This window comes from Klebsiella sp. JN_Kp121, assembly GCF_040062145.1.
Lineage (GTDB): Bacteria > Pseudomonadota > Gammaproteobacteria > Enterobacterales > Enterobacteriaceae > Klebsiella > Klebsiella aerogenes.
This window is the reverse complement of the sequence record NZ_JBEAHX010000008.1, coordinates 170,153-183,946: the sequence shown is the minus strand read 5'-3', so window position 1 is coordinate 183,946 and position 13,794 is coordinate 170,153. Positions and strand designations below refer to the sequence as shown.

The following is a 13,794-nucleotide window of genomic DNA, read 5'->3' as shown; positions in this document are numbered from 1 at the left end:
TCATTACAGGCTGTTGAACACGCGGTTCTCTTGTTCCTGTACGCGGATAAAGGTTGTACGTTTGGTCAGCTCTTTCAGGCGGGAAGCGCCAACATAGGTGCATGCTGAACGCAGGCCACCGAGGATATCACGCGCGGTATTATCAACCGGGCCGCGCAGCGGCAACTTAACGGTTTTACCTTCCGCGGCACGATATTTCGCGACGCCGCCGACGTGGCGAGTCATCGCCGATTCAGAGCTCATACCGTAAAACAGCATGAATTTTTCACCGTTCTCTTCCACCACGGTACCGCCGCTCTCTTCGTGACCCGCCAGCATCCCGCCGAGCATGACAAAATCGGCACCGCCGCCAAAAGCTTTCGCAACATCACCCGGCATGGTGCAGCCGCCGTCGCTGATGATCTGGCCGCCGAGACCGTGCGCGGCATCGGCACATTCAATCACCGCAGACAGCTGCGGGTAGCCAACGCCGGTTTTCACGCGGGTAGTACAGACGGAGCCAGGGCCAATGCCCACTTTAACGATATCAGCGCCGGAGAGAATCAGTTCTTCACACATTTCACCGGTCACCACGTTGCCGGCGATAATGGTTTTTTGTGGCCAGGCGGCGCGCGCTTTCGCCACAAACTGAACGAAGTGTTCAGAGTAGCCGTTAGCCACGTCTATGCAGACGAAGTTCAGCTGTGGATTCTGGGTCAGGATCTGCTGAGTTTTTTCAAAGTCCGCGTCAGAGGTACCGGTGGAAACCATCACATGCTGCAGCACTTCTGCGGACTCGCTCTGCACAAACGCCTGCCATTCTTCAACGCTGTAGTGTTTGTGCACGGCGGTCAGAATTCCAAAAGCGGACAAGGCTTTCGCCATGCTGAAGGTACCGACGGTATCCATGTTAGCAGCGATAATCGGTACGCCGGACCAGGTCTGGCCTGAATGCTTAAAGGTGAATTCTCGTTCCAGTTGAACATCAGAACGGCTTTTGAGGGTAGAGCGTTTCGGGCGGATAAGAACGTCTTTAAAACCTAGCTTCAGATCTTCTTCAATACGCATGTGCGAATTCCTGGGGTTAATTGCATTAATGTGAGAGCACAACTCCAGTGACGCTATCATACGCACGAATCATAGCCGCGCAAGACTGCGATTTTCACTTTTTTTAAGCTACAATCGTTAAAATTTACCTGGTGAATAGCGAAAAACACGTTCGTGTGCTTTCCTTACCATTGCGTCATTTTTAACCAATTGTTTTTTATATATAAAGTGAATCACAATTCACATTATGGATACTTTTTCGATTTAACAAAATCTTGATTAAGCTATCCTCTGGGTCTGAATGGCGCGGTGAATCGCCAGGGTTTTGAACAATAATGTGACATCGGGATTGAAGTGTATGGGGTATACGGTAGCGTTAACAGGCGGCATCGGTAGCGGTAAAAGTACCGTCGCCGACGAATTTGCTCACCTGGGCGTAACCGTCATCGACGCCGATATTATTGCGCGTCAGGTTGTAGAGCCCGGTACTCCCGCCCTGCTTGCTATCGCTGAAAGGTTTGGTCCACAGATGATCAACGACGATGGCAGTCTGAATCGCCGCCGCTTACGCGAACGCATTTTTGCTCATAGCGAGGACAAGGCCTGGCTTAACGCGCTGCTGCATCCGCTGATTCAGCAAGAAACGCGCCGTCAGATGCAGGCCTCAACCTCACCTTATCTCCTCTGGGTCGTACCCTTGCTGGTCGAAAACCGCCTGACCGATAAAGCCGATCGCATACTGGTTGTCGATGTGCCAAAAGAGACGCAAATCGAGCGCACCATACGCCGCGATGGGGTCAGTCGTGAACACGCTGAACATATTCTTGCCGCCCAGGCGACGCGCGAACAGCGTCTTGCCGCAGCGGATGATGTTATTGAAAACATGGGCTCCGCGGATGCCGTCGCATCCCACGTCGCCCGCCTGCACGATAAGTATTTAATGCTGGCATCGCAGGCCGCCTCACAGGAAAAACCGTAATGCATACCCCTGTTCTCTTCGAACATCCGCTCAATGAGAAAATGCGCACCTGGCTGCGCATTGAATTTTTATTTCAGCAGCTCTCTTCCCGCCCGGCCATTGCCAGCTACGCGGACGCTCTCCATTTTTTCCGCAATACCGGCGATCTACTGGACGTGCTGGAACGTGGCGAAGTGCGTACCGATTTGCTGAAAGAGCTGGAGCGACAACAGCGGAAATTACAAACCTGGGCCGAAGTGCCCGGCGTCGATCAGCAGCGTATTGAAGCCCTACGTCAGCAGCTCAAACTGTCCGGCAGCACCTTGATCTCCGCTCCGCGTATTGGCCAGTTTCTTCGTGAAGATCGGCTGATTGGCCTGGTGCGCCAGCGTCTGAGCATCCCTGGCGGCTGTTGCGGCTTTGATTTGCCAACTCTGCATATCTGGCTGCATATGCCGCAAGAGTATCGCGATGAGCAGGTGGCAAAATGGTTAGCGAGCCTGACGCCGCTGATGCAGTCGCTGGAGCTGATCCTTGATTTGATTCGTAACTCCGCGCCTTTCCGTAAGCAGACCAGCCTCAATGGCTTTTATCAGGATAATGGCGACGATGCCGATCTGCTGCGCCTGCGCCTGGATCTCACCAGCCAGCTGTACCCGCAAATTTCCGGCCATAAAAGCCGCTTCGCCATCCGCTTCCTGCCGCTGGACAGCGAGCATGGTATCGTGCCGGAACGCTTTGATTTTGAACTGGCTTGTTGCTAAGGAGACACTATGTCAGAAGAGACTATCGTTAACTGCCCAACCTGCGGTAAAAACGTCGTCTGGAGCGAGCAAAGCCCGTTTCGCCCTTTTTGCTCGAAGCGCTGCCAGCTGATCGATCTTGGCGAGTGGGCGGCGGAAGAGAAACGTATCCCCAGTTCCGGCGACTTATCAGACAGCGATGACTGGAGCGAGCCGCAGCAGTAACCTTTCCCATCGCTAATCCGGGACGTTCCGGATTAGCGTTTCAGGCCTGCGCCGGGTTGCCCGGCGCTCAGGCAAGCGTAATAAGTTTATTAATTATCGGCTCGTTCGCCGGCGGAAATGCCTGCGGATCCAACGCCTGCTGCGCCATCCATTGCCCCGGTTGTCCTTCTTTGCCCCACGGCTCACCTTGCCAGTTTTCCACCAGGAAGAACCATAGCGTGATATGGCGGTCCGGGAATTGATACTCCAGTTTGTCGAACAACGTGGACGTCGTCACCGTAATCCCGACCTCTTCCTGCAGTTCACGTACCAGCGCCTGTTCCGGCGTCTCACCTGATTCTATTTTTCCGCCGGGGAATTCCAGTTTATTGGCCATATGCGCGTCTGCAGCACGCTGGGTAATAAAAATTTCGCCTTGCGGATTGCGAATTATCCCGACGGCGATTTGCAGTTTTTTCATTGAAACAGCTCCATAAAAAAGGCGCAGAAATCTGCGCCCTGGTTTGCTTTTTATCAGCCCTTAGCTCAGACGGCCGTGGCACTGTTTGTATTTTTTACCGGAACCGCACGGGCACGGATCGTTACGCCCGACTTTACGGTCGCCGGTCTGTTCAGCCAGCGAGGCGGCAGCCAGTGTATCGTCATCCTGATGGCTCAGCTGCTGCATCTGCGCGAGACGCTCTGCCTCTTCGCGACGTTGCTGTTCCATCTCTTCGACTTCTTCCGGCATCCGCACCTGTACCTTGCTCAGCGTGCTGATAACTTCATACTTCAGCGATTCGAGCATAGCGGCAAACATCGAGAAGGATTCGCGCTTGTACTCCTGCTTCGGATCTTTCTGCGCGTAGCCGCGCAGATGGATACCCTGGCGCAGGTAGTCCATCGCCGCCAGGTGCTCTTTCCACAGGGAATCCAGCGTTTGCAGCATGACGCCTTTCTCGAAGTGACGCATCATTTCGGCGCCGACCACTTCTTCTTTACGCTGGTAGGTTTCTACCGCGCTCTGCAGAATACGTTCACGCAGGGTCTCTTCGTGCAGCTCCGGCTCTTTATCCAGCCACTCTTTGATTGGCAGCTCAAGGTCGAAGTCGTTTTTCAGACGTTCCTGCAGGCCTTCAATATCCCACATCTCTTCCAGCGACTGTGGCGGAATATGCGCATCAATAGTGGCTTTGAAGACGTCTTCGCGGATGCTGTTGATGGTTTCGCTCACGTCGGAGATATCCAGCAGCTCGTTACGCTGGGTATAGATAGCGCGACGCTGATCGTTGGCGACGTCATCATATTCCAGCAGCTGTTTACGGATATCGAAGTTGCGGCTTTCCACTTTACGCTGAGCGTTGGCAATCGCTTTGGTCACCCACGGGTGCTCGATAGCTTCGCCCGGCTTCATCCCCAGTTTACGCATCATGCCGGATACGCGATCGGAGGCGAAGATACGCATCAGGGCATCTTCCATCGACAGGTAGAAGCGGGAAGAACCGGCATCACCCTGACGGCCAGCACGGCCACGCAGCTGGTTATCGATACGGCGGGATTCATGACGCTCGGTACCGATGATGTGCAGACCGCCTGCGGCCAGTACCGCATCGTGGCGCACCTGCCAGTCAGCTTTGATTTTTTCAATCTGCTCCGGCGTTGGATTTTCCAGCGCGGCGACTTCTGCCTGCCAGCTACCGCCGAGCATAATATCGGTACCACGACCCGCCATGTTGGTAGCGATGGTGACCGCAGCCGGATAACCCGCCTGGGCGACGATATCCGCTTCGCTGGCGTGGAACTTGGCGTTCAGGACGTTGTGCTTGATGCCGGCTTTCGTCAGTTCGCGGGAAACCACTTCAGATTTTTCGATTGAGATAGTACCGACCAGCACCGGCTGACCGGCGGCGGTACGATCTTTAATATCTTCGATAATCGCCTGAATTTTTTCCGCTTCGGTCATATAGACCAGATCCGCCATATCCTTACGGATCATCGGACGGTTAGTCGGGACGACAACGGTATCCAGTTTATAGATGGAGCTGAATTCAAAGGCTTCGGTATCCGCGGTACCGGTCATCCCCGCCAGCTTCTCGTACAGACGGAAGTAGTTCTGGAAGGTGATGGATGCCAGAGTCTGGTTCTCGTTCTGGATCTCCACGCCTTCTTTGGCTTCTACCGCCTGGTGCAGGCCATCGGACCAGCGACGCCCCTGCATCGTACGGCCGGTGTGTTCATCGACGATGATGACTTCGCCATCTTTCACGATGTAGTCAACGTCGCGGGTAAACAGCGCGTGGGCGCGCAGCGCGGCGGTAACATGGTGCATCAGCATAATGTTGGTCGGAGAATACAGCGATTCGCCTTCCTCCATGATGCCTTCCTGCACCAGCAGCTCTTCGATCAGTACCAGACCGCGTTCGGTCAGGTTAACCTGGCGAGCTTTCTCATCCACGGAGAAGTGGCCTTCACCGGTAAAGGTGTCGGAGTCTTCCTTTTCCTGGCGGATCAGGTGCGGAATAATTTTGTTCACCTTGCGATACATTTCGGAGCTGTCTTCAGCCGGGCCGGAAATGATAAGCGGGGTACGCGCTTCGTCGATCAGGATGGAGTCCACCTCATCCACCAGCGCATAGTGCAGTTTACGCTGTACGCGCTCTTCCGGGCTGAACGCCATGTTATCGCGCAGGTAGTCGAAGCCGTATTCGTTGTTGGTGCCGTAAGTGATGTCGGCCGCGTAGGCTTCACGCTTCGCCGGCGCAGGCAGGCCGGACATATTGATGCCCACGCTCATACCAAGGAATTCAAACAGCGGACGGTTGTTTTCGGCATCACGCTGCGCCAGATAGTCGTTGACGGTAACGACGTGAACGCCTTTACCGGTCAGCGCGTTAAGATACGCCGGTAACGTCGCGGTCAGGGTTTTACCTTCACCGGTACGCATTTCCGCGATGCAGCGGTCGTTCAGTACCATACCGCCCAGCAGCTGCACGTCGAAGTGGCGCATGCCGAAGACGCGTTTACTCGCTTCACGCACCACGGCAAACGCTTCCGGGATCAGGCTTTCCAGGCTTTCACCTTTCTCCAGACGCGCGCGGAATTCCCCGGTTTTGGCTTTCAGCTCGTCATCAGAGAGCTTTTCCATCGCCGGTTCCATACCATTGATGATGTTGACGACTTTGCGCATACGACGCAGCGTACGGTCGTTACGGCTACCGAACACTTTAGTTAACATTTTAATTAGCATAATAAAATCTCAAACGCCCCGCGGTGCGGAGTCAAAAAAATAGGATGGTCCGTGTTTATTTTCAGCTGAGACGTTGAGGCCCTGCGCGGATCCCCGCTACCTGGCTTATCCAGGCGCTGACGCGGAAGGCAGAATAAGAAGAAGGGATATAAGCCGCCTGGCGGATAACCACCGGCGGTTTGCTGTCCTGGGTCAGCAGCGCGCTGAGCGTATCGAGCAGGGCCAGATGCTGGGCCTGCAGCGGCGATGATTCTTCCGCCACCGGCAAAGCCTGCGGCGCCATCGCAAACGACAGATGGCGAATGACGGTGCGAATCGCATGCTGATGCCAGTAGTCGACGGTAAAGTTCGGCCGACGATTGGCCTCCAGCAGCGCCAGCTGGGAGAAGTTAACTTTATTCGGATTATGGTTGCTGGCCGTGGCTTTCGCCGGCGTAGTGGTTTCGTGGCTGTTGTTAAGCGCAGGCAGGCCGAGGCTAGCCGCGACCATCCCCAACAGGAGATGCGGCCAAAAATACCGTCTGCCAAACTGTCGCCAACGCGTCAGCAATCCACTCACTTTCTTTACCTTTAGTTGGTATTCCTGCGTCCTTTCAGGCGGTCCATTTTATTGGCGGTCTTCGCAGTACAGCCTGAAATCGACAGGATAAAGCAACCCAGAGAAAAATTTTGCGCCCAAATACTAACATTAATACCGCGCCGAGACAGCAGGAATGAACGCTAATGCTGCGGGAAAACGCTTAATAAAGCAGCGAACGCGCACATATTATTGCCGGCGAAACACAGTGAAAAGCGGTTTGGGGAGGCTAAAAAGAAAAACGACTGGTTCCCTGGACGGAGAGAGTACCAGGTTACCAGTCGAATTTACTGAATGGTCAGGCTTACGCCAGAACCATTGACGGTGCGCGGAATGCCAGCGGCAGTTTTGCGTCGTCTTCGAAGGTCACATACTCCCAAGCTTCCTGTTTTGCCAGAACAGCCTGTAGCAGTTTGTTATTTAACGCGTGACCGGATTTGAACGCCGTGAATGCGCCGATAATGTTGTGACCACACATAAACAGGTCACCGATCGCATCCAGCATTTTGTGGCGAACAAATTCATCTTCAAAGCGCAGACCGTCTTCGTTCAGTACGCGATAATCGTCAACAACGATGGCACAATCGAAGCTGCCGCCCAGGCACAGGCCACGGGACTGCAGATATTCGATATCACGCATGAAACCGAAAGTACGAGCACGGCTAATCTGACGCATGAACGCATCGGCCGAGAAGTTCAGCGCATAGCGTTGGGTGCTGGAGTCGATCGCCGGATGGTTAAAGTCGATGGTAAAGTCCAACGAAAAACCATTATACGGCTTAAACTCAGCCCATTTGTCGCCATCTTCAACGCGAACCGTCTCTTTGATACGCACAAATTTCTTGGCGCTGTTCAGTTCATCGATGCCGGCATCCAGCAACAGATAAACGAACGGAGCGGCGCTACCGTCCATAATCGGGATTTCCGGCGCATCGACTTCAACAATAATGTTGTCGATGCCCAGGCCAGCCAGTGCGGCATTTAAGTGCTCGACTGTAGAAATCCGCACGTCATGCTCGTTCACCAGGCAAGTACAGAGCATGGTATCACGCACAGATTTGGCATCAGCCGGAAAATCAACCGGTGGATTCAAGTCGGTGCGACGATAGATGACCCCGGTATTTGCCGGCGCAGGGCGTAAAGTCAGCGTGACTTTCTTGCCGGTATGCAAACCGACACCAGTCGCCTGAACAATACGTTTAAGAGTCCTTTGTTTGATCATCGTATAATCTCGCCAAGTTACCTATCCAACCGAAGTGTACTATACATTCGGCAGGGCAGTTTAGCACAAAGAGCGCAGATGCCCAACTTCCAGCCAATTCTTAATCGGCTTGCTTACGCAGGAAAGCTGGAATATCCAGATAATCCGGCTCTTTCGCGGTTTGCGGCGTATTGTCGTTCACCACTTTCGCCACCGGTTTCTGCTCTTGCGTTAATGGAGCCATACCGTGCTGCTGGTAGCGATCCATTACCGGCTGCTGTACCTGTTTGTTGGTCACCAGGGTAATTTCCGGACGCTTGTCCATACCGATACCGGTGGCAACAACGGTTACGCGCAGCTCGTCGTTCATATCCGGGTCCAGAGAGGTACCGATAACCACGGTCGCGTTATCCGAAGCAAAGGCGCGGATAGTGTTACCAACGGTTTCGAACTCATCCAGACGCAGGTCGAAGCCAGCGGTGATGTTGACCAGAACGCCGCGCGCGCCGGACAGATCGATGTCTTCCAGCAGCGGAGAAGAGATAGCCATTTCAGCCGCTTCTTCCGCACGGTCTTCACCGCTCGCCACGCCGGAGCCCATCATCGCGTAGCCCATTTCCGACATCACGGTACGGACGTCCGCGAAGTCGACGTTCATCAGACCCGGACGGGTAATCAGTTCGGCAATACCCTGCACCGCACCTTTCAGTACGTCGTTTGCCGCGCCGAAAGCGTCGAGCAGAGAGATACCGCGGCCCAGTACTTTCAGCAGCTTGTCGTTCGGGATGGTGATCAGTGAGTCAACGTGCTTGGACAGCTCGGTGATCCCCTGCTCAGCAAACGCCATGCGCTTCTTGCCTTCGAAATTAAATGGCTTAGTGACGACCGCAACGGTCAGGATACCCAGATCCTTCGCCACTTCCGCGACCACTGGCGCCGCACCGGTACCGGTACCGCCGCCCATACCCGCCGCGATAAAGACCATGTCCGCGCCATCAAGCGCAGCGCGCAGCGCTTCACGGTCTTCGTCAGCCGCATTACGGCCCACTTCCGGGTTCGCGCCTGCACCCAGACCTTTGGTAATACCGCTACCGATCTGGATAGTCTGGCCAACAGCCGTTTTACGCAGCGCCTGCGCATCGGTGTTCACCGCGAAGAATTCAACACCCTCAATGCGCTCGCGCACCATGTGTTCAACGGCATTACCGCCGCCGCCACCGACGCCGATGACTTTAATCACCGCGTCGTTGGTCAGTTCCATAGGTTCAAACATAGTTTCTCTCCGTCTTGTGCCTGTCGCCTGAGAACGCTAATTGTCTGCGTTCTCTTAAAAAATTAAAACTCTTTTCGCAGCCAGCTGTTGAGTCGCTTAATCCACGAGCCCACTGACGCCGTCACGCGTTTTTCTACTTCTGCTTCACCACTGAGATGTGACTCTTTTCCGTAGTGCAGCAGCCCAACCGCCGTCGAATAGTACGGCTCCTGAGCGTAATCCGTTAAACCGGTGATGTTCAGAGGCGCGCCAATGCGCACCTGCGTATGGAACACGCGCTGCGCGCAGGCCGCCAGGCCTTCAATTTGCGCGGCGCCGCCGGTTAATACAATCCCCGCCGCCAGATGGTGTTTGACCCCTTGCTGACGGAGCTGTTCCTGCAGCTGCAGGATTTCTTCGTTAACCAGATTGAGCAGTTCGGTATAACGCGGTTCAATCACCTCTGCCAGCGTCTGACGCTGCAGGCTGCGCGGCGGACGTCCGCCCACGCTCGGTACTTCCACGTTTTCGTCTTTACCGACGATTGAACCTAATGCGCAACCGTGACGAACCTTGATGGCTTCGGCGTCGCTCGGCGGCGTACCGAAGGCATAGGCGATATCGCTGGTCACCACGTTGCCCGCGTAAGGGATCACTTTGGTGTGACGCAGCGCGCCGCCGGTATACACGGCGATATCCATTGTACCACCGCCGATGTCCACGACGCAGACACCCAGCTCACGTTCGTCTTCCGTTAATACGGAATAACTGGCCGCTAAACCGGCGAAAATAAGTTGGTCAACTTTCAGACCACAACGTTCAACCGCTTTAACAATGTTTTTCGCCATATCGTTATGGCAGGTAATCAGATGTACCTTCGCCTGCATACGCACGCCGGATAACCCTACCGGATTTTTAATGCCTTCCTGGTAGTCGATGGCGTATTCCTGCGGGATGACGTGCAGAACGCGATGTTCGTCGCGTACGCGTACCGATTTCGCGGTATGAACGACGTTTTCCACGTCATCCTGCGTCACCTCTTCTTCGGAGATAGGCACCATGCCAATCTCATTTTGACAGCTAATATGCTTACCTGAAAGCGCCAGATACACTGATGAGATCTGGCAATCGGCCATTAGTTCAGCCTGGTCGATAGCGCGCTGTACGCATTTCACTACCGACTCGAGGTCATTCACCCCGCCTTTATCCATGCCGCGCGATGGGCAACTGCCCACGCCAATGATATTAATCATACCGTCGGGCAGAACTTCCCCTACTAAAGCGGCAACCTTCGCGGTGCCAATCTCCAGTCCAACTACCAGTTTTCTGTCCGTCGCCTTGATCATCGTTGTTCTGCCTGTGCCTGATTCTGTTGTTGATTATTTTCCTCTACGGGAGCAGGTACCCAACCTACCGCCGCACCCGAGTCATAGCGCAAATCAACGTAGCTTATCCGTTTGCCGTCGGTCTGTGCCTGCTGCTGAAGAACCGGGTAGAGTTCCATAAAGCGCTGAAGCCGTTTCATGGTGTCGCCGCGGCCAAGGTTGAGCTTAATATCGTTATTAAGCGTCAACTGCCAGGAGCGACGCGCGGTCATTGCCGCCACTTTCAACGTGAACTTATTCTTTGCCAGCACCTGTCCCATGTCGCGGTATCCCTGAAGCACTTCATTTTCGCTGCCTTCCGGGCCGTATAACATCGGTAAGTTCTGTTTGCTGGTACGATCCGCCGGCACGCTGAAAGAATTTCCTTCGACGTCTACCATATGTTGATCATTCCAGCGCGCAATCGGCACATATTCAACCAGATGAATCTTCAATTCATCGGGCCATTGTTTTCTTACGCTCGCCTGTTTAATCCACGGCAGGCGCTCAATTTGGCTCTGGATGATGTTGACATCCTGAGTCATAAAGGTGCCCGGCGAGCCCAACGCCAGAATAGCCTGACGGATATCATCGTTACGCGTGTAGTGACGTTCGCCGGTGACGACCATTTTCGACAACGGCAGACGTTGCGCATCTTCCATCCAACCAAGAACCATCCATCCGCTGACCAACACGGTACACAACACCGCCAGCAGGAAAACGATCCCTGCCAGCCGGGTTCCATTATTCCGACGCGAAGAAGCAATCGATTCTTCTTCCTGGTTCCGCGTATTCAGCGCCGCCTGCGACATATCACCCCGCCAGGTCCAGAATTCGTACAACAAGCTGCGAGAAGCTCATCCCCGCCTGACGGGCCGCCATCGGCACCAGACTATGGCTGGTCATCCCCGGTGAGGTGTTCGCTTCCAGCAGATAAAACTGGCCATCGCTGTCCAGCATCACATCAATACGTCCCCATCCTTTGCAACCCAGAACATTCCAGGCTTTAAGCACCAGGCTCTGGATTTCTGACTCGCGGGCGGGTTCCTCAAAACCAGGGCAGAAATATTGCGTCTCATCAGAGAGATACTTCGCCTCATAATCATAGAAGGTTCCAGCCGTCTGGATACGAATTGACGGTAAAATTTCTTCACCGACGATAGCGACGGTAAATTCCGGGCCACTGAGCCATTTCTCAATCAGAACTTCATCATCATGCTGAAAAGCCAGCGCCAATGCATCCTGCATTGCACAACTTTCGCTAACTTTCGACATGCCGACGCTGGACCCTTCGCGGCTCGGCTTGATAATAACCGGCAGCCCCAGCGCCGCAATCTGCTCAGAAACGCCAGCAGAAAGTCCTGCGTTGAACTGCGCGCGGGTCAATGCAACCCACGGCGCGACCGGTAATCCCGCTCCCTGCCACAGTAATTTACTGCGCAGCTTATCCATAGAAATAGCGGAAGCCATTACGCCGCTGCCGGTGTACGGCAGTTGAATGAGCTCAAGAAGGCCTTGCAGCGTGCCATCTTCGCCGCCGCGCCCGTGCAGGGCAATAAACGCTTTCTTAAAGCCCATGTTCTTCAACTGGGTGATATCAACGTCGCGCGGATCGACCGGGTGAGCATCCACCCCGCCTTCACGCAGCCCGGCCAACACCGCAGCGCCTGAATTCAGCGAGACTTCACGTTCAGCGGAGGTTCCGCCGAAGAGAACCGCGATTTTATCAGCCATGTCGGTCCTCCTCCGTTTTTTGCGGTACCAGTTTGATTTCAGCCAGGTGACGTGCGATTTTTCCTATGTTGCCGGCGCCCTGCACCAGCACCAGATCGTCGCCGGTCAATACCGATGCCAGCATCTCCGCGGCCTGCGCCGGATCGGAAACCAGAATCGGGTCAACTTTGCCGCGACCGCGGATCGTGCGGCACAGCGAGCGGCTATCGGCGCCTGGGATCGGCGCTTCGCCCGCCGGATACACATCCAGCATCAGCAGCGCATCAACCTGGGTCAGCACGTTGGCAAAATCATCGTACAGATCGCGAGTACGGGTATAACGGTGCGGCTGGAATACCATCACCAGATTTTTATCCGGCCAGCCGGCACGCGCCGCTTTGATAGTGGCGTCAACTTCCGTCGGATGATGGCCGTAATCGTCAATTAGCATCGCGCTACCGCTCTTGCCGTTGACTTCCGCCAGCGGATATTCGCCAAGGAAGTCGAAACGGCGGCCGGTGCCCTGGAAACTCTCCAGCGCGCGCAGAATCGCCTCGTCTTCAATACCCTCTTCCGTCGCGACGGCAACGGCCGCGGCAGCGTTGAGCGCGTTGTGGCGACCCGGCGCGTTCAGCGTCACCTGCATGACCTCTTTATCCTGGCGTACCAGGCGGAAATGGCCCTGCGCGCCCACCTGACGATACTCTTCAATGCGTACGTCGGCGTCATCGCTAAAACCATAGGTGGTGATTTGGCGGCCGACGCGCGGCAGCAGTTCACGAATCACCGGGTCATCCACGCACATCACCGCGCGCCCGTAGAACGGCAGATTGTGCAGGAAGTTAATAAAGGTCTGCTTCAGGTTCTCGAAGTCGCCATGATAGGTATCCATATGGTCAGCTTCGATGTTGGTCACAATGGCGACCATCGGCTGCAGATGCAGGAACGACGCATCGCTCTCATCCGCTTCCGCAATCAGGTAGCGGCTATGGCCAAGACGGGCATGTACGCCCGCCGCCTTCACCAGCCCGCCGTTGACGAAGGTCGGATCGAGGCCGGCTTCGGCGTAAATGCTGGATACCATCGCGGTGGTCGTGGTTTTGCCGTGCGTACCGGCAATCGCAATCCCGTGACGGAAACGCATGAGTTCCGCCAGCATTTCCGCGCGGCGGATCACCGGAATGCGCGCTTCGTGCGCGGCGACGATTTCCGGGTTATCCGCGGAGATCGCGCTGGACACCACGACAACGCTGGCATCGCGCACGTTTTCCGGGCGATGGTTGAAATAAATGGTGGCGCCAAGCTGCGACAATTGCTGAGTCACCGGATTCGGCGCGAGATCGGAGCCGCTAATCTGGTAGCCTTCATTCGCCAACACTTCGGCAATACCGCCCATACCGGCACCGCCGATGCCGACAAAGTGAATGTGCCGGACGCGACGCATCTCGGGCACTATGGAACGCAGTTTTGCCAAATCTTGTGTATTCATTCTTTACGCCATCAACTTCT

The 13,794-nt window shown here is 55.0% G+C and carries 13 protein-coding genes; 3 read left to right on the top strand and 10 right to left on the bottom strand.

What is annotated here, in order from left to right; translation table 11 throughout:
• Nucleotides 1–3: 3 nt before the first annotated feature.
• A complete protein-coding gene (locus ABLU86_RS13900) occupies nt 4–1,047 on the bottom strand; it encodes a GMP reductase (RefSeq protein ID WP_015368234.1) in 1,044 nt (347 codons plus the stop codon).
• Between the two features lie 337 nt (nt 1,048–1,384).
• Between ABLU86_RS13900 and coaE the strand changes: the two genes are divergently transcribed.
• Genes coaE through yacG form a run of 3 tightly spaced genes read left to right on the top strand, consistent with a single transcriptional unit; the run spans nt 1,385 to nt 2,952 of the window.
• Nucleotides 1,385–2,005, top strand: coding sequence for a dephospho-CoA kinase (gene coaE, locus ABLU86_RS13895; RefSeq protein WP_042894009.1), 621 nt, complete (start codon nt 1,385–1,387; stop codon nt 2,003–2,005).
• Nucleotides 2,005–2,748, top strand: coding sequence for a cell division protein ZapD (gene zapD, locus ABLU86_RS13890; protein ID WP_042894006.1), 744 nt, complete (start codon nt 2,005–2,007; stop codon nt 2,746–2,748). The genes coaE and zapD overlap by 1 nt, the downstream gene beginning before the upstream one ends.
• A gap of 9 nt (nt 2,749–2,757) precedes the next feature.
• Nucleotides 2,758–2,952 (top strand): DNA gyrase inhibitor YacG, encoded by a 195-nt coding sequence (gene yacG, locus ABLU86_RS13885; protein ID WP_015368237.1) that lies wholly within the window; start codon nt 2,758–2,760, stop codon nt 2,950–2,952.
• Between the two features lie 67 nt (nt 2,953–3,019).
• Here yacG and mutT read toward each other — a convergent pair whose 3' ends face one another.
• The 9 genes from mutT to murC form a co-directional block, all read right to left on the bottom strand.
• Complete coding sequence (gene mutT, locus ABLU86_RS13880; protein WP_015368238.1) at nt 3,020–3,412, bottom strand: 8-oxo-dGTP diphosphatase MutT; 393 nt, start codon at nt 3,410–3,412, stop codon at nt 3,020–3,022.
• 60 nt (nt 3,413–3,472) lie between these two features.
• The gene (secA, locus tag ABLU86_RS13875) at nt 3,473–6,178 is read right to left on the bottom strand and encodes a preprotein translocase subunit SecA (RefSeq protein ID WP_015368239.1); all 2,706 of its coding nucleotides are present in this window, start codon (nt 6,176–6,178) and stop codon (nt 3,473–3,475) included.
• A 61-nt stretch (nt 6,179–6,239) separates the two neighbouring features.
• Complete coding sequence (gene secM / locus ABLU86_RS13870; RefSeq protein ID WP_015368240.1) at nt 6,240–6,737, bottom strand: secA translation cis-regulator SecM; 498 nt, start codon at nt 6,735–6,737, stop codon at nt 6,240–6,242.
• Between the two features lie 322 nt (nt 6,738–7,059).
• Complete coding sequence (lpxC, locus tag ABLU86_RS13865; RefSeq protein WP_015368241.1) at nt 7,060–7,977, bottom strand: UDP-3-O-acyl-N-acetylglucosamine deacetylase; 918 nt, start codon at nt 7,975–7,977, stop codon at nt 7,060–7,062.
• A gap of 100 nt (nt 7,978–8,077) precedes the next feature.
• Nucleotides 8,078–9,229 carry a cell division protein FtsZ gene (gene ftsZ, locus ABLU86_RS13860; RefSeq protein ID WP_004857884.1) on the bottom strand — a complete coding sequence of 384 codons (1,152 nt, stop codon included), beginning with the start codon at nt 9,227–9,229 and terminating at the stop codon, nt 8,078–8,080.
• A 62-nt stretch (nt 9,230–9,291) separates the two neighbouring features.
• Entirely contained in the window at nt 9,292–10,554 is a 1,263-nt protein-coding gene (ftsA, locus tag ABLU86_RS13855) for a cell division protein FtsA (protein WP_002888625.1), read from the bottom strand.
• The gene (gene ftsQ, locus ABLU86_RS13850; RefSeq protein ID WP_015368242.1) at nt 10,551–11,384 is read right to left on the bottom strand and encodes a cell division protein FtsQ; all 834 of its coding nucleotides are present in this window, start codon (nt 11,382–11,384) and stop codon (nt 10,551–10,553) included. The genes ftsA and ftsQ overlap by 4 nt, the downstream gene beginning before the upstream one ends.
• Nucleotide 11,385: 1 nt before the next feature.
• On the bottom strand, nt 11,386–12,306 hold the full coding sequence (locus tag ABLU86_RS13845) for a D-alanine--D-alanine ligase (RefSeq protein WP_015368243.1): 921 nt from the start codon (nt 12,304–12,306) through the stop codon (nt 11,386–11,388).
• Nucleotides 12,299–13,774: a UDP-N-acetylmuramate--L-alanine ligase gene (gene murC / locus ABLU86_RS13840; RefSeq protein ID WP_020079611.1), complete on the bottom strand. Its 1,476-nt coding sequence runs from the start codon at nt 13,772–13,774 to the stop codon at nt 12,299–12,301. Before murC ends, ABLU86_RS13845 begins: the two co-directional genes overlap by 8 nt.
• Between the last annotated feature and the right edge of the window lie 20 nt (nt 13,775–13,794).

Excerpts from the sequence above, each read along its gene's own strand:
- mutT (WP_015368238.1), bottom strand. The coding sequence starts at position 3,412 with ATGAAAAAACTGCAAATCGCCGTCGGGATAATTCGCAATCCGCAAGGC.
- ftsQ (WP_015368242.1), bottom strand. The coding sequence starts at position 11,384 with ATGTCGCAGGCGGCGCTGAATACGCGGAACCAGGAAGAAGAATCGATT.
- ftsZ (WP_004857884.1), bottom strand. The coding sequence starts at position 9,229 with ATGTTTGAACCTATGGAACTGACCAACGACGCGGTGATTAAAGTCATC.
- ABLU86_RS13900 (WP_015368234.1), bottom strand. The coding sequence starts at position 1,047 with ATGCGTATTGAAGAAGATCTGAAGCTAGGTTTTAAAGACGTTCTTATC.
- ftsA (WP_002888625.1), bottom strand. The coding sequence starts at position 10,554 with ATGATCAAGGCGACGGACAGAAAACTGGTAGTTGGACTGGAGATTGGC.
- yacG (WP_015368237.1), top strand. The coding sequence starts at position 2,758 with ATGTCAGAAGAGACTATCGTTAACTGCCCAACCTGCGGTAAAAACGTC.
- murC (WP_020079611.1), bottom strand. The coding sequence starts at position 13,774 with ATGAATACACAAGATTTGGCAAAACTGCGTTCCATAGTGCCCGAGATG.
- zapD (WP_042894006.1), top strand. The coding sequence starts at position 2,005 with ATGCATACCCCTGTTCTCTTCGAACATCCGCTCAATGAGAAAATGCGC.
- ABLU86_RS13845 (WP_015368243.1), bottom strand. The coding sequence starts at position 12,306 with ATGGCTGATAAAATCGCGGTTCTCTTCGGCGGAACCTCCGCTGAACGT.
- lpxC (WP_015368241.1), bottom strand. The coding sequence starts at position 7,977 with ATGATCAAACAAAGGACTCTTAAACGTATTGTTCAGGCGACTGGTGTC.
- secA (WP_015368239.1), bottom strand. The coding sequence starts at position 6,178 with ATGCTAATTAAAATGTTAACTAAAGTGTTCGGTAGCCGTAACGACCGT.
- coaE (WP_042894009.1), top strand. The coding sequence starts at position 1,385 with ATGGGGTATACGGTAGCGTTAACAGGCGGCATCGGTAGCGGTAAAAGT.